At 63.9% G+C, this 22,682-nt stretch carries 18 protein-coding genes and 2 pseudogenes; 15 read left to right on the top strand and 5 right to left on the bottom strand.

What is annotated here, in order from left to right:
- Positions 1-87 precede the first annotated feature (87 nt).
- A complete protein-coding gene (locus HWV07_RS07060) occupies positions 88-846 on the top strand; it encodes a DUF5518 domain-containing protein (RefSeq protein ID WP_178333624.1) in 759 nt (252 codons plus the stop codon).
- A 150-nt stretch (positions 847-996) separates the two neighbouring features.
- Here HWV07_RS07060 and HWV07_RS07055 read toward each other — a convergent pair whose 3' ends face one another.
- The gene (locus tag HWV07_RS07055; protein WP_178333623.1) at positions 997-1,326 is read right to left on the bottom strand and encodes a hypothetical protein; all 330 of its coding nucleotides are present in this window, start codon (positions 1,324-1,326) and stop codon (positions 997-999) included.
- Between the two features lie 156 nt (positions 1,327-1,482).
- Between HWV07_RS07055 and HWV07_RS07050 the strand changes: the two genes are divergently transcribed.
- The 5 genes from HWV07_RS07050 to HWV07_RS07030 all read left to right on the top strand — a co-directional run bounded on the left by HWV07_RS07050 (position 1,483) and on the right by HWV07_RS07030 (position 8,462).
- Positions 1,483-2,790 (top strand): RNA-guided endonuclease InsQ/TnpB family protein, encoded by a 1,308-nt coding sequence (locus HWV07_RS07050; RefSeq protein ID WP_178333622.1) that lies wholly within the window; start codon positions 1,483-1,485, stop codon positions 2,788-2,790.
- A gap of 805 nt (positions 2,791-3,595) precedes the next feature.
- A complete protein-coding gene (locus tag HWV07_RS07045; protein WP_178333621.1) occupies positions 3,596-3,994 on the top strand; it encodes a hypothetical protein in 399 nt (132 codons plus the stop codon).
- 338 nt (positions 3,995-4,332) lie between these two features.
- Entirely contained in the window at positions 4,333-5,841 is a 1,509-nt protein-coding gene (locus HWV07_RS07040; protein ID WP_178333620.1) for an O-antigen ligase family protein, read from the top strand.
- Between the two features lie 139 nt (positions 5,842-5,980).
- Positions 5,981-7,354 (top strand): ATP-binding protein, encoded by a 1,374-nt coding sequence (locus HWV07_RS07035; RefSeq protein WP_178333619.1) that lies wholly within the window; start codon positions 5,981-5,983, stop codon positions 7,352-7,354.
- A gap of 184 nt (positions 7,355-7,538) precedes the next feature.
- Positions 7,539-8,462 carry a hypothetical protein gene (locus HWV07_RS07030; RefSeq protein ID WP_178333618.1) on the top strand — a complete coding sequence of 308 codons (924 nt, stop codon included), beginning with the start codon at positions 7,539-7,541 and terminating at the stop codon, positions 8,460-8,462.
- Between the two features lie 994 nt (positions 8,463-9,456).
- Here HWV07_RS07030 and HWV07_RS07025 read toward each other — a convergent pair.
- A complete protein-coding gene (locus HWV07_RS07025; protein WP_178333617.1) occupies positions 9,457-13,266 on the bottom strand; it encodes an ATP-binding protein in 3,810 nt (1,269 codons plus the stop codon).
- A gap of 841 nt (positions 13,267-14,107) precedes the next feature.
- On the opposite strand from HWV07_RS07025, the gene HWV07_RS07020 reads away from it, so the two are divergent.
- The 5 genes from HWV07_RS07020 to HWV07_RS07000 all read left to right on the top strand — a co-directional run bounded on the left by HWV07_RS07020 (position 14,108) and on the right by HWV07_RS07000 (position 18,568).
- Positions 14,108-14,617, top strand: coding sequence for a hypothetical protein (locus HWV07_RS07020; RefSeq protein ID WP_178333616.1), 510 nt, complete (start codon positions 14,108-14,110; stop codon positions 14,615-14,617).
- 1,474 nt (positions 14,618-16,091) lie between these two features.
- A complete protein-coding gene (locus HWV07_RS20080) occupies positions 16,092-16,412 on the top strand; it encodes a cyclin family protein (protein ID WP_178333615.1) in 321 nt (106 codons plus the stop codon).
- Positions 16,318-16,716: a hypothetical protein gene (locus HWV07_RS07010; RefSeq protein WP_178332309.1), complete on the top strand. Its 399-nt coding sequence runs from the start codon at positions 16,318-16,320 to the stop codon at positions 16,714-16,716. The genes HWV07_RS20080 and HWV07_RS07010 overlap by 95 nt, the downstream gene beginning before the upstream one ends.
- 431 nt (positions 16,717-17,147) lie before the next feature.
- The gene (locus tag HWV07_RS07005; RefSeq protein ID WP_178333614.1) at positions 17,148-17,813 is read left to right on the top strand and encodes a SatD family protein; all 666 of its coding nucleotides are present in this window, start codon (positions 17,148-17,150) and stop codon (positions 17,811-17,813) included.
- Positions 17,810-18,568, top strand: a complete 759-nt coding sequence (locus tag HWV07_RS07000; RefSeq protein WP_178333613.1) for a DUF3307 domain-containing protein — start codon at positions 17,810-17,812, stop codon at positions 18,566-18,568. The genes HWV07_RS07005 and HWV07_RS07000 overlap by 4 nt, the downstream gene beginning before the upstream one ends.
- A gap of 15 nt (positions 18,569-18,583) precedes the next feature.
- Here HWV07_RS07000 and HWV07_RS06995 read toward each other — a convergent pair whose 3' ends face one another.
- Positions 18,584-18,997, bottom strand: a complete 414-nt coding sequence (locus HWV07_RS06995) for a helix-turn-helix domain-containing protein (protein WP_178333612.1) — start codon at positions 18,995-18,997, stop codon at positions 18,584-18,586.
- Between the two features lie 75 nt (positions 18,998-19,072).
- Between HWV07_RS06995 and HWV07_RS06990 the strand changes: the two genes are divergently transcribed.
- From HWV07_RS06990 to HWV07_RS06975, 4 genes and pseudogenes are all read left to right on the top strand, one after another.
- Positions 19,073-19,600, top strand: coding sequence for a DUF8170 family protein (locus HWV07_RS06990; RefSeq protein ID WP_246279849.1), 528 nt, complete (start codon positions 19,073-19,075; stop codon positions 19,598-19,600).
- A 680-nt stretch (positions 19,601-20,280) separates the two neighbouring features.
- Entirely contained in the window at positions 20,281-20,649 is a 369-nt protein-coding gene (locus HWV07_RS06985) for a ribbon-helix-helix domain-containing protein (RefSeq protein WP_178333610.1), read from the top strand.
- A pseudogene (locus HWV07_RS06980) lies at positions 20,646-21,223 on the top strand (hypothetical protein). The gene HWV07_RS06985 and the pseudogene HWV07_RS06980 overlap by 4 nt, the downstream one beginning before the upstream one ends.
- Positions 21,224-21,395: 172 nt before the next feature.
- Positions 21,396-21,590, top strand: a complete 195-nt coding sequence (locus HWV07_RS06975; protein ID WP_178333609.1) for a hypothetical protein — start codon at positions 21,396-21,398, stop codon at positions 21,588-21,590.
- A gap of 165 nt (positions 21,591-21,755) precedes the next feature.
- On the opposite strand, the gene HWV07_RS20185 is transcribed toward HWV07_RS06975, so the two are convergent.
- A complete protein-coding gene (locus HWV07_RS20185; RefSeq protein ID WP_484549447.1) occupies positions 21,756-22,178 on the bottom strand; it encodes a toxin-antitoxin system TumE family protein in 423 nt (140 codons plus the stop codon).
- A pseudogene (locus HWV07_RS20020) lies at positions 22,070-22,627 on the bottom strand (zinc ribbon domain-containing protein); the annotation flags it as partial. The pseudogene HWV07_RS20020 and the gene HWV07_RS20185, both read right to left, overlap by 109 nt.
- Positions 22,628-22,682: the final 55 nt, after the last annotated feature.

The raw sequence follows: 22,682 nt of genomic DNA, 5'->3' as shown, positions 1-22,682 counted from the left end.
GTCATCCCACCCGTCCACCGCTCGTGAAGCCAGCCACACGTCGACGACCCGCAATTACAAGGAAATGGCGGCAGATAGCTGTCTAAGATGGCTCCGCCCACCGACGACGATTCGACGACCGCCGTCCAGCCTCTCCAGTCGGAGCCGCCGACAGGCATCGATAGCGACGAGTCGACCAATCCCGACGTGCCGGACGTCCCGAGCGTCCTCGATTGGCTCCTCGGCGGCCTCGTCGTCCTCGGGGGCTTCGTCCTCGCTCTCCCTGGTGTCCTCCTGTACACCGCCGTCGACCGCGCGAACGTCGAAACGGTGGTCGCCTCGGAGGATTTCACCGTCGAGGGGATGACCGAACCGGAGTTCGTCGACCTCACGCTGGCGCTGCTGCCGTGGCTCGCCGCTGGTCTCCTGGTGACCGGCCTGGCCATGATCGCGGTCGGCATCGCCTACGTCGTCCACCGACGCCGCGTCCATGCCCGGGCCGCTGCGGGCGAGGCGACCAGCGACTATCCGGCGCACGCGCTCCTCGGGGCGGTGGTCAGCACCGTCACGTCGTTCGTCCCGCTCTCGCCGGTCCTCGGTGGCGTCGTCGCCGGCTACCTCGAACGAGGCGACTCCGAGCGAACGATCAGCGTGGGTGCAGCCTCCGGGCTCGTGGTGAGCGCGCCGTTCCTCGTCATCGGGGTGTTCGCTGCCGCCGGGCTCGCGTCGGGCCTCCCGGCGATCGCGAACAGTGGCTTCGCCGCGATGGTCGCAGGCGTCGTCATCGTCGGCGCGCTCGTCTCGCTGGCGTTCACCGTCGGTCTCGGCGCCGCGGGCGGATGGATCGGCGGCAAGCTCGCCGAGTGACTGCTGGTGGTGGAATCCGTCCGATAGATACGCTTTGAGAGTGGATACACGCCGCCCACAAGGTCCTGATTGACTCGTCCCTCACTGAATCAGTCATGGGCGCCTTGCCGTTTTGTCGCTCTGAAGGGGTCGGCTGGCAATCGATTCCGATCAGGACGCGGTTGGTTGTTCCCACTCCGGGTTCGGCGTTAGCGACTCGATCACGGCCTGGGCGATTGCGGTGAGTCCTTCGAAACACGTCGCCGCCGATCTGTCGTCGGTGAACTGGACCGTTATCGGCCGGACGCCCTCGGGGTCTGCGACCGGGAGGAGGAAGCGCCAGACGGCGGCCGTCGCGTCCTCGTAGGGCGTCGCGTCGTACACCTCGATGGGCTCGCCCTGATACGTGAACGTCCAGCCGAGACGGTCTGCAGACCCGGAGCCCGTCACCCAGTTCTCTCCTGTCTCCGGATCGGTGACATTTTGCGAGCGGAAGCCCATTCCTTTAGGGGTGGGTTCGAGCGGACAACCCCGGGACCACGCTGCCGGTTCGATACCGATTGGATGTTTGACCTGCACGCCTGCTGAGATATCGTAGTGGTGGACCATCGTCCTGCCAGCCGATATTTAAATACGAAAACGGGACCAACCTGTCACGTGAGGCGAACCAACACGTTCGCGGTGCGCCCGCGCTCCAAGGCAAACGAGCGATTACTCCGTGAGTTGTTGGACGCCTCCGCCAGCCTCTGGAACGCACTGAACTACGAACGCCGCCAAAACTTCTTCGCCGGCGAATCTGTGTGGGACACCGCCGATTATCGAAAACAGTACGTCGGCGTGCTCGGCTCCGCGACTGCCCAGCAGGTCATCCGGAAGAACAGCGAGGCGTGGCGGTCGTTCTTCGCCGCCCGCGAGAACGGCGAGGACACCGCCCCGCCTGGCTACTGGGGGAACGAGGAGGAGGGCCGAGAGTTGCGAACATATATTCGCAACGACCTGTACACGCTCGAAATCGGCGAGCGATCACGGCTCGAGATTCCGGTCGGCCAAGACCTCAAAGCCGAGTACGGGCTTGGCTATCACGAGCGACAGCGCCTCGAAGTCGCTGGTAATCCGAAGTGGGACGGCGAGCAGGGCCGGTTGGAGTTGTCCTACGACGAGGTCGACGACACGTTCAGGACCTTTCAACCCGTCACAGTAGACGATTCACGACGGGATTCACCACGAGCCGAGGAATCGGCTGCCCTGGACGTCGGTGCGAACACCCTCGTCGCCTGTACAACCACTACTGGCCAGCAATATTGCTACGAGGGCCGTGATCTCTTTGCGCGGTTCCGGGAGACGACCGAGGAGATCGCGCGGCTCCAGTCGAAACTTCCTGAGGACCGCTATAGCAGTCGTCGGATTAGACGCCTCTACCGCACGCGAACTCGTCGTCGTGACCACGCACAGGACGCGCTCGTCCGTGATCTCATCGAGCGGCTGTACGACGAGGGCATAGCGACGGTGTATGTGGGCGATCTCAGAGAGGTGCTGTCAGCGCACTGGTCGGCGGAGGTCAACGAGAAAACCCACCTGTTTTGGGCGTATCGTGCGTTCATCGATCGGCTCGCCACCACCGCCGAAGAGTACGGCATCACCACCGAGGTTACATCGGAAGCCTACACGACGATGGAATGTCCGGCGTGTGGTGAGCGAAATCAGACGGAGCGGCGCGGCGACGTTTTTCGGTGTCCGTGTGGCTTTGAGGGCCACGCTGATCTGGGAGCGTCGCGGACGTTCCTCGAACAGCAGGCTGGCGAGGACGTAGTCAGGTCGATGGCACGGCCCGTGCGCCTCCAGTGGGACAATCACGAGTGGCGTTCGACCACAGACGCCCCACCCATACGGTGGCCAAATCCCAACGAGGAGCGCACAAACCAGAGTACCCCCGAGGGGAAACTTGCCACCGGGGGAACGGCATAGCCACCATCCCCATCGGAGGAATCCCACCCCTTCAGGGGTGGGAGGATGTCAAGGTGCAGCGTCGCCCGTACAGCCGGCCACTGTCGCCAGCGTGGCCGCGCCGACGAGCGTGAGGAACTGTCGTCTGTTCGGAATCGATCTGGGCGTCGAGTGGATAGGCGTGGTGGAGCGGGCGAAACCCGTCGAGGCGGCTTCTACGGCGGCGACTCGAGCGTCTTCGTCGTTCCTGTATTGGCGTGCAAGCGAGATATAGTAGCCGGTGGCGTCTCCGAACCTCGGCCGTTCCCAGCCGTTGTAATGGGTTCTCTGCAGGTGGCGTAGGGACGTGCAAGCCCAACGCCTTGCCCTCTAGGGAAGAGTCAAATCGGGTAATGCAGCTCTTAGCGAGTGGTGATCTGGACAGAGAGATACATCCCCTGGTGGTGAGGTCACCCCTCACGAGCACCTATCAGCTGCCTCGATTCACCCTCGGGCTCCCAGATGTGTATCCTTTCCTCGCCGGACTGAATCCACTCCGAGACCGCTAGGAGGTTCGTGATAAGGACGTTCCCCAACTACGCTGGGTCGCTTACCGGTTGGCCCACCCAACGTTCACTTAGCGCAAGGATTAGATAAAGTAAGTAGAGTGGCATGCTTTTTCTCCCTGGGCGCTTACAGCGGTAAGATCGCCGTCTTCTCGTCATCTCATCCATAACGAAGGGCGATTCCGTTGTTCGTGTCAGTGCGGCAGCCAGTCGCAAGCGGGTGATTCGGCTCCGCCACGAGGGATTCAACAATGTCAGGGCACCAACCCAAGGGAAGTACGATGAATCGCCGGACAGTGCTGAAGAACGGCGCGATCGCAATCGGTGGCGTGACTGCCGCCAGCGGGACCGTCAGCGCCGGCAAGAAGAAGAACAATTCTGCACAAGCGGGCTGGGCGCTCGCCAGCGGAACGCACTGCAAGAACTGCAAGAAGTATACGAAATTCGAAGTAAACAAACAGACGGGATACGCGGGGTTTCCGGCGGGCTGCAGCCCGAATAGTCAGGAGAAGACGTACGTCTGCTATCAAGTCACATTCAAGGGTAAGTCAGGTTCGACGTACAACACGCGGCTCTACAGGCGGAAGAACATGAAGCAGTTCGAGACCGGCGCGTATTACACTGTCAAGCACGTGAAGTCCTGCGGAGACAACTGTCGCGTACATTTCCAGCGTCGATAACGTCACCCACTCGATTCCACATTTTTCGCGAGGCGGCTTTGAGGACGAAATATCCCGCTCTCCGTTCGAACTCCGAACGTCCAGTTTCGAGAGCGCTGGTCGATGCGGGATCGCCCACACTGCGGTGTTTGTTACGTACCGAATGCAGTGACGACGCCAAGTACATCCCCGATTTCACATACTGTACGAGACGAATTCCAGGGGGGTGCTCCCCTGACGGCGCCACTCGAGTATCAAAGCCACGCTCGATAGCGGGAGTATTCTCGGCCAGCATCCGTGAGAGATTGCCCCCAGAACAGGCTCCATACTAAGGTGGCTGTAGGTGGAATCCTGAAGTGATGGGTCGAACGGGGCAGCGCACTGGTGTCGGGGAGCATCTCTTCCAAGCGGTCGGTTGGCGACTCGGCGGGCTCGGCCTGCTGGCCGTCCTGGGGATATCGGTTCTCGGTGTGGCTGCTGGCGGCCCGGAGTGGGTGGCGCCACGGCACGTCACCACTGCGGTCTTGCTGCTGGCCGGCGCCGCAATCGGCTGGCAGTACCTCCAGCTGGAGTGGGCGGCAATCGACTCCGACCTGGTGCCGTACCGCGTCGGGTTGCATCTCCTGTTGCTCGTCGTGCTGTTCGGCGTCCTCTATCAGAGCTGGACGCCCGGGTACGGACTTGTCGTCGGTCGAGCGGCGGCCTCTCTGATCGTGTTCGTGGTCTTGATCGCGTTCTGTGTGTTGGCTGGCGATCCGCGGCGGTACTCCGTCCTGCAGTGGGTCGTGATCAGCGGTGTGGCGACGGTGGTGGGCATCTTCTTCTATCACGGCCTTGGAATCGCGGCGACGAGTGGGCAGGCACGCCAGCCGTTCTGGTACGGGACGATCATGGCCGTCGGGCTCGTGGTCCTCCCGCAGTATCTCTCTCGCGGGCAGTTCCTGTGGGCGATCTCCCGGTTCGTCGCGGGCCTGGTGGTGTTGACGCTGCCGATGTACGTCGTCGGCGAGTACACGTTACTCGGCTTCCCGTTCCGGTTCCACGGCGCCTACACCATCCCTGTGATCGGCCAGGAGGTCCAGGCCACCCGGTCGCTGTTCGTCAACCGGAACGCCTTCGCCACGGTGGTGTTCGCTGGGTTCATCGCCGCCATCGGCGACGTGTATCAGACCTACCTGCGAGGACGCGCAGTCTGGAGTCTGGGGCTCCCGATCCTGCTGGTCGGTATCAACGGCGTCGGGCTCGCCGTCTCCTACGGGCGGGCGCTGTGGGTGATCACGCCGATGGCGCTCGGCATCTACTTCCTGTACGTCGCGCTCGGTCGTCGCGCCGTGCCCATCGCTGTCGTCGGTGGGTTCCTCTATCTCCTCGGTGGTATCGTCGCCGTCCAGAGTGGTCTTCTGCCGTTGCCGGAGGGCACGCCGACGCGTGCTGATCGGTGGTATCCATCCATCGCGGCGATCCTCGATCAGCGATCGGTGCTCGGCGCGGGGTTCGTCGATCCGGGGTCGTACATCGCGCCGTATCAGGGCGGGGCGGAATTCAGCCCGCACAACTCGTATCTCACGGTCACAATCCGGGCTGGATTGCTCGGCGGGATCGCCTATGTTGGACTGGTCGCGACGAGTCTGCTGGCCGGGCTGTTGGAGGCGTGGGCTGGCGATTCGGACTCGGATGCCAGTGTCGCCATGCTCGCTCTCGCTGTCGGCTATACTGCCCACCAGCTGTTCGAGGCCTACACGCTCTTCAACTGGAGCAGCAGTACCGTCCTCGCCATCCTCGTCTTCGGGTTCCTCGTCTTCGGCGGTGTCGAGCGGACCAGCAAGCCATCGGGCCCTGAAGCGGTTGATGCCGCGAAGCATACGTAGCGAGCAGAAGCAAGCCCGACCCTCATGGAGCGAACGGCGTCAGCTGTGAGCGAGTAGGGTAGGATAGTTCACTTGTGCTACGACACGACCCAGAACCCGATTTTTTGATTATGTTCGAGATAATATTATCTAGCGCATAATGATCGATCGGGAGCGTGAACGTGAGTGGCTCGCCTCACGGCTGACCACGCCGGACCAGCAGATGCTCGTGATCTATGGGCGACGGCGGGTCGGGAAGACGACGCTCGTCACGGAGGTCCTTGATGATATCGAGGCGTCGTCAGTCTATTACCTGTGTGACCAGCGAAGCACCGCCCACAATGCCGGGGCGTTCGCGGAGCGCTGTGCCGAGGCCCTCGACGACGTCCCGCCGGCCGTCGACGAGTTCGAAGACGTCTTCGAATACCTGGTCCGTCGGGTCGACGGCCCGTTCGTCGTCGCGCTCGACGAATTCTCGTCTCTCGTCGACGGAGACGACACTATCCCATCGGTCTTCCAGCGAATCATCGACGAGGTGATTGCTGATACCGACATCTCACTGGTCCTCCTCGGGTCGTCGATATCGATGATGGAAGAGGGCGTGTTGAGCTATGAGAGCCCACTATACGGGCGCCAGACGGGCCAGTGGCGACTGGAACCGCTCACGCTCGGCGAAGCCGCGGGATTCTTCCCGGAGACGACTCCGACCGACCTCGTCCGTATCTACAGCGTCCTCGGCGGCATCCCGGCGTACCTCGAACAGTTCGACCCTGATAGGTCGCTTGCTGAGAACGTCGAACGGACCGTCCTCTCGAAGGGCGCGTTTCTCTACGAGGAACCGGAGTTCCTGCTCCGACAGGAGCTTCGCAATCCGACGACGTACATGTCCATTCTCGAGGCGATCGCGAGCGGAGCGACCCGCGTCACCGAGATCGCCGACGAGATCGGGAAGGAATCGAGTAGCCTCTCTCGCTATCTCCAGAACCTCACCCGACTGGCGCTCGTCGAACGTGAAACACCGGTTACCGATCCCGACGGCCGTGGCATGTATCGACTGACCGACCAGTACCTCCGGTTTTGGTTTCGCTATGCCATGCCGAATCGGGCGACGCTCGAGCAGGGCGACAGTGGTGCGATCCGCCGGACGGTCATGGAGACATTCCCGACGCACGCGAGCTGGACGTTCAGGGACGTCTGCCGCCAGGCCGTGCGGTCGCCATCGTTCCCAGTAGCGTGTTCGCGCGTCGGCCGCTGGTGGTACGACGAACACGAGGTCGACGTCGCGGGGGTCGACGAGGAGACCGAAACCCTGCTGCTCGGTGCGTGCAAATGGACGGCCGACCCGGTCGATGACTCGCTGCTCACAGCCCTCGAATCGATCGAACCCGAAGTACGCTGGCGAGGCGACGACCGGTCCATCGCTTACGCCCTGTTCTCGAAAGCCGGGTTCACAGAGGCTTTGCGAGGGCGGGCCGAGACCCGCGAAGACCTCTGGCTTTTCACACCCGCTGATGTTCTCGAACTCACGACGTAGGTCGCCGTGGACATATCGCTGCCGCCCACTGCGTGGCGTCCACTCGTGTCGACCGAGTGCCCGGTCCGATTGCCCCTGCTATCACGTATCACTACGAGTATAAGCTTGTGCACGTCATTTGTTCCCATGTATCATGTCGAAACAAGTTGCTGGTAGTCGTGTCTCCACCCTCGGTCGTCGTACCGTGTTGCAAGGTCTCGGGACGGCGGTCGCGGGGAGTGCCCTCGTTGGGACCGTCGGCGGCGCTGCATCCGACGGCCAGCAGCCCTTCGACACCCCGAACTCGAAGTACGAACGCGGCGAGGCCACGTCCCTGACCGGCGGCGCGGACGACGTCTGGACATTCACCACGACCAACCGCGGCGGCAAACCCACGCATCTGGGTATCTGGCTGTCCAGCGACGCCTTCGAGCATCTCACGAGCCAGCCCGACGGCCAGCACCTCCATCTCGACTTCCCGGCCGTCGACGGCCTCGCCTACACGTTCGCCGGGATCGACTGGAACCCCGCCGGCCATCCCCCTGCCGGCGTGTGGACGACCCCGCACTTCGACTTCCACTACTACTTCGTGGACGAAGCCGCCGTCGATGCGATCGTCACCGGCGGTCCGCTCCCGTTCATGGGCGTCGCGACATACGACCTCCCCGCCCCGTACTGGCCCGACCACTTCGTCTACGAGGACCCACGCTTCATCGTGAAGGCGATGGGCGAACACCTCTACGACGAGCGCTCCCCGGAGTGGGACCCGGCCGTCCCGTTCACGCACACCTACATCTACGGGGCCTACGACTTCAGCATCGACCCCACGGACCCGGACGGCAGCGTCGAGCTCCCGCTGGGCCACGACGGCGAGATGATCGACCTCCCGACCTACGCGGGTGACGGGACCGGCCAGCTCACGTTCACTGAGCCGATGATCACCGAGGCGTTCATGCGCGACGTCGCCGCCAGCACCGCCGGCGAAGTCACGACGCCCGTCCCGCTCCCGAGCGCGTTCCCCGAGGCCGGGTACTACCCGACGAGCTACACGACCCGCTACGTCGGCAGAGCCGACGCCTACGCCATCACGCTCGAGAACTTCGTCTGGGTCGACGCCTACACGGCCTGATCCGGACGCGACCGTCCAACCTTCCCGGCGAGTCGAGTGCGGTCGGATGTCGTCATTCCTTCCCCGTGATCACGTCACGCTCTTCCCGGACATATCAGCCAACCCGAGCGTTTCAGTCGGTCGGCCAGCAGACCGCTCTCAGCGACAACTACAGGGAGTTATATCGGCGATAGCGAGCCTGAAATGGCTGAATTGGTGGTCGTAAACGGCCGTCTCGGGCCATCGTTCCGCTTTCTGCCCGAACAGGGCGAAATCAGGGCCCCCTCGATCTACAGAGAGCCGCTCTCCCGCAAGAATATCCCGTGGAGAACGCTGTAGTTGGGGGTCGCATAGCCGGGGTGCAGGGTGGATCCGGGGGGTCGCTGGCTGGTGGCGGTGGTGGCGGGCGATGGGCGAGGAGCGGGGGAATCGAGGGCTGCAGCCGTCTTGACGGACGTTTAGGGATCGGGCCCGCGTGAGCCGGTCTGGCGGTGGGGGACTGGGTCGTCTTCGGGGGCGCCGAACACGGGGCCTGCATGTACTACACCGACTCGCCGTCGGGCGGTTTTGGCTCGTCAAATCGAGGCGAGGTCGACGCGAGGATGGATCCCGATACCTGGCGGTATCGGCCGTCTCGAAGCCGTATGATGGGGATTCGGTCGTTGCTGCAGTTCTCGGAAACCTCTCTGAAGTCAGGTATGAATGGCACTACAGCCGGTTTCGAGACAACTACACCGACTCGCCCTATGGGGGTTCGGGGGCGTGGCCGATTTACATAACGATACTGGTGGGTGTCACATGGGTGTATTCTAACTGCCCCGTAGACGCCTTCAGCCGCCCGTTCGAGTCTCGGCCGTCGATCCCCGTCTGAACGCGCATCTACGGCACGCTCCCCTCGAACCGCACATTCCGCAGTACAGCCGTTCTTCCGGGGGAATTATCGCTGTAGTTCGAGCAGGGGCAGAATACCGACAGGCTCGAAGCTCCATCTCCGATCGATATATCAGTTGTGTGACTATGGTGCGTCGAGTTCGTCGCGGAGGTTCTGGAAGGTGTAGACGTCAGTCATTCCGGCGGTGTCGATCGAGAAGTCGATGGGGCGCATGTTCTCGCTGTAGGTCTTCTCGACGCGGGTGTCGCCCTCGGCGGGGTCGTTGAGCGCCTGGAGGACGTCGTGGGCGCCGGCGCGGTTCTTGACCACCCAGATGGCGTGGTCGGGGTCGCAGGCGGCCATCTTGTCGAAGTCGGCGGGGACGGCCCGCCGCGTGTCGTGATTGGAGAGTTCGGCTTCCAGCGTCACGACGACGTCGCCGTCGCTGTCGACGACGACGGCGTCGAGGCGGCCGTCGTCGACCTCGTAGTAGCGCTTGATCCTGGCGCCGGGTGCGTCGTCGGGCTCGACGAACCACAGGCGGAGACAGCGGCAGCCGGCCTCGATCATGGCGACGTGGAGGCTGGACTCGCTGAGGTCGCCCTTGCCGTCGCCGTGGGCGACGCCCTCGCGGTGGCCGACCTGGAGTTCGGCGCGGCCCTCGGGCGTCACCGTGTAGAGCCGATGGGGATGGGTGCAGTCGCGTTTGAGGAGGCCGTCCTCGCGGAGCGCGTCGACGGCGTCGCTGTCGACGCCGACGTACTCCTGGAGACGGAGCATCGAGTCGTGGACGGGGTCGTACTCGAGGTCGGCGTCGAAGCGGCGCTGGTGGGCCATGTAGACGGCACAGAGGAAGCGCAGCTGGGCGTCGCTGTAGTCGCTGGCGCGGCGCTCGGCGGCGGTCAAGCGGAGATCGAGGTTCGTGATGGGGATGTCCTCGCGGTCGACCGACGCGAGGTCGTGACAGCACGTAATCGCGTTCTCCATGCCGCGGGTGTTGGGCGCGTGTCGCGTCTCGCAGTTCGTACAGAACAGCGGATACGGCGGCTCCGGCCGGTAGGTGACACAGTCAGGGAGCCGCTCGGTGTGCGGGATGGTGGTGTCGAAGGCGTGTTCGAACGCCTCGATGTCGATGTCGATGGATTCGCCCGCGTCGGGGTCCTCGGCGGCCGAGGGCGCGTACTCGCTGACGGCGAGGCCGTACTCGCGGTACATCCGCGTCTCCATGAGCGTGTTCCGGGCCTCGTAGTCCGTCTCCTCGCGGTCGGAGAGGGGGGCGTCGCCCTCGGGGTGGCCGGGCGGGAGCGCCCGGGATTCACAGACGAGGGGTCGGGGCCGGCCCTCCATGTAGGGGGCGTCGAGGCGGACGAGCCACTCGCCGCGGTCGAGACTCGCGATGCGGGTGGCCATCTCCTCGGCGTCGCGGTCGCTGGTCTTGTAGACGCTCGCGAGGTCGTCGGCGTCGTTGAGAGGCCCGGTGATGTGCGTGCCGATGTCCTTGTGGAGCTCGAGGTAGGCGCGGAGGCTCTCCTCGCGGACCTGCTCGGGGAACTGGAGGATGGGGGTGACGCCGACGCCGAAGCTGCGGCCCTTCGAGAGCAGGTCCGTGAGGACGTCGAAGCTGGCGACGTCGGCGGCCTCCTCGACGAACAGGTTGACCTGCGGGAGGGCCACGCCCGGGTCGGCGAGCGCCTGGCGGCGCTTCAGCGCCCGCCACAGCTCCGAGATGAGCGTGATCGTCAGGAGCTTCCGGGGGTCGTCGTGGTAGCCGCTGGTGTCGATGATGACGGTACACGGCTCGTCGAGGACGTCCAGGAAGTCGAAGCTGGGGGCGGCATCGGCATCATCATCGTCGGTGTCGGTGTTGTTGTGGCTGTGGATCCCGGTATGCGTGAACAGCGGTGTGAGGCGGCTGTCGTTCGTGACCTTTCCGAGGCGGCGGGTGACGGCACCCATGATGGTGTCGAACATCTCGCGGTCGTTCGCGGTCTTCGCCTCGAGGCTCTCCTGGAGGAGCGGGTCGGAGACGGTCGGCGGCTCGCCGGTGCGATGCATCCGGCCGGCCGCGTGCACGATATCGATATGGGAGACGGCGTCGGCGCCGTGGATGGGGTCGAACATCGCCTTCACGATGTCCTCGAGGGCGTCGACGGCCATCGACGCGTCCTCGAAGTTGTCCTGGCCCATGTAGCCGGCGATGAGTTCCTGGTAGTGGTCGGCGACGGTCTCGACGGCCTGCGTCCGGTCGATGCCGGCCTCGAGCTGCGGCTCGATCGAGAGGACGGGCAGCGCCGGCAGGAGCTCCTCGCAGTCGAAGTGATAGATGTGCTCGAGGTCGCCGTGTTTGGCGTAGTGCATGCGCTTGTAGGTCTCGGGGCCGCCGTCACCCTTCGAGTCGAGGATGATGGTCGCGCCCTCGGTCGCGTCGTCGTTCCCGAGGCTCATCCCCTGGGCGAGCACCGACTTCCCCGCGCCGGAGCGGCCCAGGATCGCCGTGTGGTTCGACTGCTCGCCGGGCGGGATGGCGACGGTGGCCTCGAGCGGCTCGCGGTCGGCCGTTCGGGGATGGCCGACGGGCATGCCCTCGGTGTCGAGATAGCGGTTCAAGATTTCGCGTGGCGGCAGCGGGAGGCCGGTCTTCTCCTCGGGCGTCGTCGCGAGGGCGCGTCGCGCCGCACTGGAGAGGGCCGCCCCGCCCGTGATACAGAGCGCGCCGAGGGCGTCGGGCCCGGCGACGATCGCCGGGCTGTTGTTCGGGGTGAACGGTATCTTGTGGCGGAGCCGCTCGGGGTCGGTCGTCAGCTCGCGGCTGAGCAGTCGCGTGAGCAGGTCGTTGGCGTCGGTCGACCCGTACCGGTGCTGGAGGCCCGCGACGCGATAGTGCGTCGTCTTGAGCGGGTTGTAGGCGTTCACGAGCGGGCGGAGCGTCCGATCGGCGCGGTCGGCGTCCGTATCGAGGGCGATGGCGCGGGCGTTGACCGTGAACGACTGCTGGGTGTCGACGCGCTCCAGGGCCTCGAGACGCTCGATCGCCGCCCGCGACAGGTCGCGGTCGGAAGCAGTGTGCGACGAGCTATCGCCATCGCTGCCACCGCTACCGCCGGTTGTGGGTGACGGGTCCCTGGAGGGCTCGCCGTAGCTCGACTCGCGGCGATACGAGGGCTTCGAGGACGAGGATGCGGAGGTGGATGGGGACGACGACGTGGACGTGGCTGTGGACCGTGCGGTCCGGGACCGCTGTGGCTCGCGGTCACTCGGGCCGGAGAACGCCTCGGCGATGGCGTTGGCGATCGAGTGCCGCCAGAGGTCGCGTCGCCCCTCGATGGCGCGGATGCGGGCGTCGCGGTCGTACGACCAGTCCGGTTTGGGTTCGACGAGCAGCTGGAACAGTGCCGGCGCGTCGCCGCTCGCGAGGCCGTCGAAGACGCGCGCGAACGGCCAGTCAGGGTCGCTGTCGGCGACGCCAGCGAAGGACTCCATCGGCTCGAGGGGGTACTGCCAGTCCTTCGGGCGGGTGCCGACGCCGTGGTACTCCACGCCGGCCGGCTCCCAGTCCTCGAGCGGTGCATATTCTGGGGCGGCCGTCTCGGGGTCGTAGTCGTCGGCGAGCGGCAGGTTGAGGAGGTCGACGTAGCTCGCCTCGCAGTCGTGGACGTCGTAGGCGGCCGGGAGAATTTGCTGGAGCGTACGCCGGGTCGCCGCGAGGTGGTCGTCGGGGGTGACGCCGACGTACCACTCCAGCGAGCGGGTGCCGGCATCGCCGGTCGTGCCCGTGGCGGCGAGGAGGACCTCGTAGGTCGGGTACTCGATGCCGCCGAGCCGTCCCGGCTCCGCGACCGTCTCGTGGAGGGCCGCGAGCGACCGCTGGACCGTCTCGGCTGTCAGTGCCGTCTCGGCCGGCTGGATCCGGAGATAGCGACGCATCTCGACGAGGTGAGCGCCTGTCTCTGGCATCGCTCGGTCAGTGCTCGACTGTGCCCTCGGTCTCGTCGCGGGCGACGTGCTTCGAGCGGGCCTCGGCGGCCGGGCCGCGTGGCGTCGGTTCGGCGAACGTCAGGTCGCTGGCTGCAGGCTGCATCCGTAGTGTTCGGCCGCACCGACCGATACTTGATGGTATCCGAGCGAGTAATTATCGCGTGTCATGCAGGGAAGCAGCAAGTAACTTGGTATAACGGCGCTGAGGGGGACCGCGATACGGTCGTGACTCGAGTTCTTCCGATAGCTCCAGCCGTATTCGTCGGTCGGGGCGATCTTCCCTCCCATCAGCCCCTCGAACGTCCTCGGTGCGATAGCGATCGTTGGGTTGGTCCTCTGTACCGACCGATCCGGGGTTGGTCGGTGAGCGTGGCGACTCACAGGACAGCACTACCTCGAAAGCCCTCGGCGCGCTCGCGGCCGCTCGGCGACATATCCTCCCTCCGGTCGGATAGTGGTCGCCGAGACGACTCTACTGAACGCGAGCCCGCCTCGCCCTTTCAGTCCACCAGGGACAGTTCACCTCGGTCAGTATGGAAGCGACTCATTTCCGGTGAGTGCTCACTCTTGGTCGACGGATTGGGCTATGTCCGCTTCCTCTCGGGTGTGTAGCTCGCGGTGGGTCAGCCGGCCGGGCTGAAACAATCGGCTGGAGGGTGTGTTGTGGGCGGCCCGCCGCGCGCGGCGCTGCCGGCCTCCGCTTGCTCACGGGTCACTCCGTTCGCTATTCGTCCGTGAGGTACCCCGATACCAGAACGCTCGTTTCTGTAAGCTGACCGGAGATACCTTTTCGGGGCGTCGGATGATACGTCCAGTATCGATGTCGGTGTCCACGCCTTCAGATTGGCCCCAGATCACCGATGTCTCTTCGCTGGACGCCGAAGACTTCAAACTCCGAAATACCAAGTTCCTCCAGGATTCCGACCAGCCGTACGAAACCGGCCGCGGCGACACTCCGGAGGCACTCCGTGAGGAGATTTGGCGCGTGCGCAACGGCAATCTCCGGACCGTGCTTCGAGAGTTTCCGACTCACGAACCACTTCGGGAGCAATGTGCACTCTGGATGCATGCCGTCGCCGGGAAACACTTCTTTCCCGATGCCAACCACCGAACCGCGATTGCACTGCTCCGTCGACTTCTCGCCGAGAACAACATCGAATACGAACCGTGGGATATCGACCGGCTGCGACGAGCTCGAGTCGACTCACATCACGTAAGACAGGAGATCGCCCCCGTCGAACTCGACACGCTCTACCGTCGAGACCCGCTCTATGAACTCTGGCTGGAATTCTTCATCGACGAACTCGTCGTGGTTCGCGAAACAGACTGAGACCGCCTACTCGTCTTCCGGATCGTCGGCGAGGGCCTGATACAGCTCCGCGTTCTCCTCGACGTCCCGATCCATCTCTCGTTGGGCCTCCCAGTTCACCGGCATACCTGTCCCTAAGATAGCTCCAAGTATAGACCTTTGGAACGGGTCGTCGACCAGCTTGCGCTTCCAACCATTCTACCGCACAGAGACAGCTCCCCTCGGACAACCCGACTCCTACTGGCTGGCATCACAGACGCGTTCGTCTGGAGGTCGCATCGGGTGACCGTGGGTAGCCGCTCGAGCATGGCGGGTCCTCGACCAGCTCCTCCTCGAACACCCTTGAGGCACTCGGTCGGTGACGGACGGAGAGAGACTGATACACGGGCCGTAGAACTGGTTCCTCGTGCGTTCGACGCAGTGGTCAGCCAGTCGGCGGGCCCGGGGCTGTGGCGCCCGTGAGCCGCTTGTGACGGACGGTGGAACAGGGTCGGCGCTGGTGGGTGGTCGGTGTGTCTTAGGCGGCACGCCGCGCTCGCCGCTGCCGGCCTCCGCTTGCTCACGGCTCCCTCAGGAAGACTCGCTCCGCTCGTCTTCCAACGCTCCCGCTCACTCCGTTCGCGGGACCTCCGGTCGCCGTTCGCTGTCGCGGTTCTCGCTCACTGCGTTCGCTCCGAACCGCGCTTCGCTCGCGACCGACCATTCCGGGCGTGCGGGCGCTCTCCACACCGCCCGCGCCCGTTCCGGGCTAAAGTGCATCTGGTCTCGACGCCAGCGGGTAAGCGCAGGGGGTTGCGCGGCGTCGCTGCTCACCCCCCCACGCTTACTCCGCTGGCCGCTCGCTCCGGCCGGTCTCACCGCGCGCGGCTGGTTGATTGCCCTTCCTAAGGCGCGCTCTCGCTCGCGCCCAGGGGGCGCTCGCGAAGGCGCGAGCGAGAGCGCGCAGTCGAGTCGTGACTGGTCGGTCGTGTTTGTGGAAAAGCCGCGATGCTGGGACATCGCGGCGTCGGGCGCTCAGCGAGCGCCTTCAGGGTACTACACCCAATGAGTTCTAGAGAAATCATCGAATTTGAAGGTTCGGATGCACAGGATGCAGATCAGAACGAAAGCGAGCAGGGCGACGAGGAGATCGTCGTCGACGTTCGCGGTGCGGACTGGCAGGCGATGTGCCCGGAGTGCAGTAGTCGAGTGCAGCAGCGTGGGCACGAGTCGGTGTGCTCGGAGTGCGGACTCGTGGTCGCGGTCGAGTCGCTGGATCGGGCGCCGACGCTGAAAGCGCACGCGCCGGAGACCCACGATCGAAGTGGCGAGTGGGCGTGTGAGGTGACGAACGACCTGCGGGTCGACAAGGGCCTGCACACCACGTTCTTCCTCAGTTCGGATGCGAAGGGCAACACGCTGACGCCGGCGAAGAAGGACAAGATGGAGCGACTCCGAAGACGGCACAAGCGGTTCACGATGCACAACCGTCGGAATCAGCGACTCAACGAGGGGGATGCGCGATATCGGGATGCTGGGAGCGAACCTGCACTTGCCCGAGCACGTCCAGACCGATGCATCGCACTATCTGAAGGCCGCGAAGGCCGAGCGACTCCCGGGTGGTCGGATGTCCTGGGAGGCACTCGCGGGTGGTGCGATGCTGCTCGCAACGCGGAAGGCTGGCATCGAGCGTAAGCCAGCAGATGTGGCCACCTACGCGAAGGACTCGCTGGACCGGGTCTGTGCAGCAGCGCGGAAGATCCGGATGCAGACGAACGTGGAGGCGCCACCAGTGCGCGACAGAGCAGTCGATCAAGTGGGTTGCTGCCCTCGGTGAGACGGTCAGTGTCGAGACGGCGATCGAGCTGGTGCGACTCGCAGAGCGGTTGTTGGGCTTGGCCGACAGCGAGTGCATCGGGCCGGGCACGCATCGGACGGCCGTGGCTGGGGCGGCAGTGTACGCGGCTGACCGGCTGACAGACGGCAAGAGTATCACCCAGGACGATGTGGTCGAGGCGGCGTCGACGGTCGTGCCCACGTCGAAGTTCCAGGTCAAGGATTACTCGACGGAGATCCACGATGCGGCTGAAACCCGACTCCAGCCCGATGAGGCGATGATGGGGCTCGTCCAGGCCGACTAGGAGGGTCTTCCCTCTTTTTTCGCGGCCACCACTCCGCGCCCGCCGCCCCACCCTCCGCTCCGTGCTCGCTCGTCTCACGGCTCGCTGTGCTCGCCGTTCGACTGGCCGAGGCGCTCCTGGCGTCGCGCCTCGCGTTCGCTGCGCGCGCAGCCACGACCTGGCTGGATTGCATACCTAGTATGACCGTGGCCCTATCTCCACGTGCGGTACGTGAAGGCTCGCCGTTTATGGTGAGGAAGAGTCACGACCAACTGTAGGCCGGGGTCGAGCATCGGGTTCGACAGTCTCATCGAAGAGTAGAACGTTCGCCTTCTGGGACGAACTGGTTGACTATTCGGTTATATGGACGAACATATCTGCCCACCGAAATATTGATGTCGCTTAGGGGATAATACCGAACTCGTCCCAGATTCGGGATTTGAGGCGAACTCATGACTGATAACGGTGCCAACTCTGCATTCGTCGCCCTGATCGGTGATATTCGTGGCTCCCGGGAGCTAGACGATCGACAGGACGTTCAACAGGAGTTCAAGAGGGTCGTCGACTCGCTCAACGAGCATCTTCCGGACGACGTGATCGCCTCACGGTTCACCGTGACGACCGGCGACGAGTTCCAGGGGCTCCTCACCGATGCGTCGGCTGCCGTCGAAGCAGCAGTTTCGGTGAGCGATCAGTTCCACCCTGTCCGACTCCGCTTCGGGCTCGGCCGCGGTGACCTGGACACCGAGGTGAATCCGAATCAAGCGATCGGCATGGATGGCCCCTGCTTCCACCAGGCTCGGGACGCGATCCATTCGGCTCGAGAGAACGGGGCCTGGCTACGCGTCGGCGGGTGGTCGAACGGCCTCGATGGCCACGTCAACTCGATGTTTGACCTGGTACAGTGCGTCCGGGAGGGATGGACGGAACGCCAGGTCCAGTTCGCGGTAGCCCTGAAAGAGGAGGGGGCCCAGAACCGCGTCGCAGAGCGCTTCGGCGTCTCGAAATCGACCGTCAGTGAATCACTCAGTGCCGGCCACGTCCAGGAGGTACGTACTGCCGAACGTTCGCTCGCAACGCTGTTACAGGATCGCCTGGCCGGAGCTGACGTCCCATGAGCGGCTGGTTGACCGCGCTCGGCCCTGCGGGAACCGCCCTCGCGTTGCTCCTCTTGGGCCATGTCCTCGGCGATTTCGTCGTTCAGACAGACGAGATAGCCACGAACAAGCACCGAGTCGGTCCCCTCCTCACCCACGCCGGGATCGTAACTCTCGTCCATCTCGTCGCATTCCTTCCACTATTGACTCCCCGGACGGCGCTGCTCGTGGCGTTCGTCGGCGGCTTCCACCTCCTCATCGACGCCGTCTCCGCTCGCGTACGACATCGAGCGGCGTCGACCGCGCCGCACCTCTTTCTCGGTGATCAGCTGGCCCACCTCCTCGTCCTCCTCGGGGGCTGGTTCCTGCTGGCCCCCTCGACCTGGACAGCCGCACCAGTGGTCGCTGCCCTCGGTGACGTGGGCCGACTGCCTTGGACCGAGCTGACCACCGGAGCGGTGTACGTCTCCGCGTTCGTCTTCGCTCACGAAGGCGGGAACACCATCGTGCGTGGCGTCCTGCCGAAGCAGGCCCCCGACTCCGCGGCGGATGATCTGGCGGTGGGGTACCTCATCGGGACTCTTGAACGGTGGATTATCCTCCTCCTCGGGGTCGCTGGCCTGTGGGAGGCGATCGCCATTGTCGTCGCTGTGGAGTCGATCGCTCGGTTCGAGGAGCTGAAGCAACGCGCGTTCGCCGAGTACTTCCTCGTCGGCACGTTGACCAGCGTCCTGGTGGCAATCGCCCTGGTCGTCCTGGTATCAGTCCTGGTTTGACTGCTCTGGCGGACGTCACGCGTCGGTCGGGCGAGGTGCGTCCTCGTATTTGATCATCTTCTCGGGTTTGTCTGAGATGGTCTCGTAGATTCGCTGGAGGGTCTCCTCGGCGGCGAGCAGATTGTGCTCTTCCAGGAAGGCTCGGCCCGCCTCGGTGAGGCCGTAGAACTTCCAGGGATACCCCTGTCGGCGTCGATCGTCGTCGAGTGCGACCTCCTCGACGATGCCGGCGTCGATCAGCTTCTGGATGTGCTTGTAGACGGTAGCGTCGCTCACGCTGGGGTTGAGCGCCTCGAGTTCGTACATCGACGGGAGCTGTTCGGGGTGCTGGAGGATGTTGTTGACGAGCGTAAACCGCGTCTGTTGTGTGACGAAGTGAACGAGTTCACGTGTATCTGTTCCTTCAGCGGTCCCCAGTTCGGTGCTCATATGACCGGATACACGCCTTGGCAATGAGTAGTTTACTCCCAGGTAAATTACGCCAAGGTAAACTACCAGGTGATTGTGGAGGTGCTAACGAATGGTGGGGAGCAACTCGACAAGGAAGAGATATCGCTGGCGGACAACGAGGAGATTCTCCACGCACTAAGTGAATTGACGCCTGTCTACGAAAACGACCGCTCGTACTTCGTGCTCGGAAACTACGACCGAGACCCAATCCGACGGCTGAACCTCGTGGTCGACCGCCTGAACCGCCGACAGGACGCCTACGCATTCCGAATGGTCGACATCCGTGGGGAATGGGACAACAGCATCCAGAAGTTCTGCCTGATCGCAGATATCGTAACATTCCTCGTCGGCGTCGCCGAGAAGGAACCAAGCGACTTCCTCGTCGAACAGGGGCTGCTCGTCGGCACGACAGAGTATTTCTCAAAAAGTCACGTCCTCAAGCGAGAGTACGAGGACGAGGAGAAGGAGCATCCGTTCGGCTGGATGCAGGACGGTGTCTTCGAACTCTTCGACCAAGAGGATCGACTGTATCGGTGGCGGACCGATGAGGACCTCATCGATGTAACCGAGGAACTCCCATGACGGGTGCCAAGTCGAAACGATTGACCGACGAGTAAGCGCACGTCGTCGTGTTGCTATCGGAGTGGCCCAAACACGCTTTTCTATGTAGACAGCCCGCTGCGCTCGCCGCTGTCGGCCTCCGTTTGCTCACGGCTCGCTGTGTTCGTCGTTCACATCGAGGCGCTCACTCAGGAAAACTCACTTCGTTCGTCTTCCACTGCTCCCGCTGGCTTCCGCTCGCGGGACCTCCGTTCGCGCCTCGCCTCCCTCGCGCCCGACCATTCCGGGCAGTCTGCCTGCGGTGACGGGGCTGGCCCAGGCCGACTGAGGGACTCCTCCCCTTTTTCGGGGGCCACCACTCCGCGCCCGCCGCCCCACCCTCCGCTCCGTGCTCGCTCACGGCGCTCACGGCTCGCTGTGCTCGCCGTTCGACTGGCCGAGACGCTCCCTGCTCGCGGGTCGTTTCACTCCCCGCTCGCTACTCGTGGTCTCCCGTTGGTCGACCACGCACCGGTCGCGCCTCGCGTCCGCTGCGCGCGCAGCCACAGACCGGGTCCGGAATCCTCTATAGCCACTTGGTCTCGACATAGGCTACCCCGTCCCCCCGTCTTCTGGATCGTGCGTCGAGACTGCCTGGATGATGGTCGCTCTGCGTAGTCAGCGAAACCGTTTTCATTCCATGTGCACAACTTGCACATAGGATGGGTGCAAGCGACGACCCACGACGGGTTCACTTCCAATCGCCAGAGTATCTCGTCGACCGGCTCGATGCAATCGCGGAGCTTTTTGACAAGGATCGGACGGATCTTCTCGTCGAAGCCATCCGCGAGTATATCGAGGAGACTGCTGACAGCGAGACGTTCCAGGAACTCGTCGCGACGAAGTACTATGACGACCAGCTCGAGTTCGAGACGGTCAAGCAGTTGGTCGGCGCTGAGACCGCCCAGCGGCTTCGCCTCCTCAAAGCTGATCTCGGAGACGAGCCGCTGGATCTCCCCGCCCCTGACGACACCGATATCTACGGCGATGGCGCGACGAGCGTCGACACCGGTGATGCCGACGGGCGATGAGCGGTCTCCGACTGCGGACGGTTGTCGCCGACACAAGCGCCTTGGTCAGTCTGGCCGTAGCCCGCGCCGATGCAGCGTCCGATACGAAAACTGCCCCCGATCCCCTTCAGTATCTGCTCTCCTCGTGTGACGTATTCGTCCCACCGGAGGGAGTCACAGAACTTCGGGACCTCACCCAGTATCAGGATATCCATGGCGCCGCAGCGACGAACGTCCTTGCAGCTCGCGACTACTACGCCATCGAGGACCCCTACGAACGTGCGGAGACCCCGGACTCGCGGCCGACGTTCGGCCTCGACGACGGCGAAACCGACGGGATCGTCCTCGCGAATGCCCTCGACGTCGACGCTTCCTCACCGACGAGTTCGGCGGGACGAACTTCCCGCTCATCCACGCAGTGCTCCAGGGGCCGCGCATCGTGCCGACGCCGCGGCTCATCTGTGATTACGCCCGGAACGGACATATGACCGCTGCGGAAGCGAGAACGCTCATTCGCGCAATCAGCCCCCACCGGAGTTGGGACAACAGCCCATACGTTGCCCAATTGCTACAGCGCCTCGAGAAATCGTCCTGATCCGAGTGTCCGAGAAACCGCGGACTCTGATCGACCAGAGCGTATCTGGTATTCCTAGGTCGCCATCGCTGTAGCCCACGCCTGGGCCGGGCATCCGATTTAAGCTGTGCGTCATTTTCTTATCGCCGGGGCAGCGCGCGCTTTATCTCCGTTGGCGACCATCCTGGTAGTGATGTCGTTCGCCGATGCGCCCTCTCGATGGGTCGGGTTGCTCATGCTCGCGGTCATCCTCTGGGTCGGGCTCTCTTCCGGGTTCGACCCGTTCCCCGGGCTCGTACTGTTCGTCGGGATATTTCTGGGGATACTTATCCAGTGGGATCGGGAGCACGCGGACGACGACGTCGGGCTTCGAGACCTCTTCGAGTGAGGTCCGCGACCGCGATTTCGAACCTTGACTGTCGGCTGCTGGCCGATACGTGACTGACCCGCCGAGACTGGAGGCGATGGCGGATTCCTACTTGGGATGGGTATGCCGGCTGTCGCGTCCCTATCCGATCCTGTAATCTCGTCGTGCCCCGTATCGCGGTTGTACTCACGCTCCCGACCAGTGGGATTCGAGCCGCGTTGTGATCGCCGCGAGGACCGTCGCGTAAATCTCGAGGGGATGCAGCGAGGGCAGGGAGAGATCCTCGACCTCGCTTCCGTCCGGTGGGCGATGGAAGTGCAGGCGGGCGTTGTGGTCGTTCGGGTGCCGGTCCCACCGACACTCCCAGCTGGGCCCATCGGCTCCAGATTCGACATAGTGGATAGAGACGTCTCCATTGGTGAACCACCGGACGTCGAATCGAGCGTCGTTGACATCCTCCCACCCCTGAAGGGGTGGGATTCCTCCGGTGGGGATGGTGGCTACGCTGTTCCCACGGAGGCAAGTTTCCCCTCGGGGGTACTCTGGTTTGTGCGCTCCTCGTTGGGCTTTGGCCACCGTATGGGTGGGGCGTCTGTAGTGGAACGCCATTCGTGATTGTCCCACTGGAGGCGCACGGGCCGTGCCATCGACCTGACTGCCTGTGCTTCGCCAGCCTGCTGTGCAAGGAACGTCCGAGACGCTCCGAGATCCGCATGGCCTTCATAGCCACATGGGCACCGAAACACGTCGCCGCTCCGTGCTGTCCGATCTCGCTCGCCACACGCTGGACACTTCATGGTCGTGTACGCTTCCGACCGCACCTCAACGGTGATGCCGTACTCTTCGGCGGTGGTAGCGAGCCGATCGATGAACGACTGATACGCCCAGAACTGGTGGGTCTTCTCGTTGACCACTGCCGACCAGTGCGCCGACAACACCTCTCTGAGATCGCACACATACACTGTCGCGATGCCCTCGTCATACAGCCGCTCGATGAGATCACGGACGAGTGCATCTTGTGCGTGGTCACGGCGACGAGTTCGCGTGCGGTAGAGCCGTCAATACGGGAGATGACTATGGCCGGGTCATCTTTCGGAACCCCGCGTATCAGTA

This window comes from Natronomonas salina (genome assembly GCF_013391105.1).
In the GTDB taxonomy this organism is placed as follows: Archaea; Halobacteriota; Halobacteria; order Halobacteriales; family Haloarculaceae; genus Natronomonas; species Natronomonas salina.
Note: the sequence above shows the minus strand (reverse complement) of the source record. Positions and strands in the feature narration are given on the sequence as shown.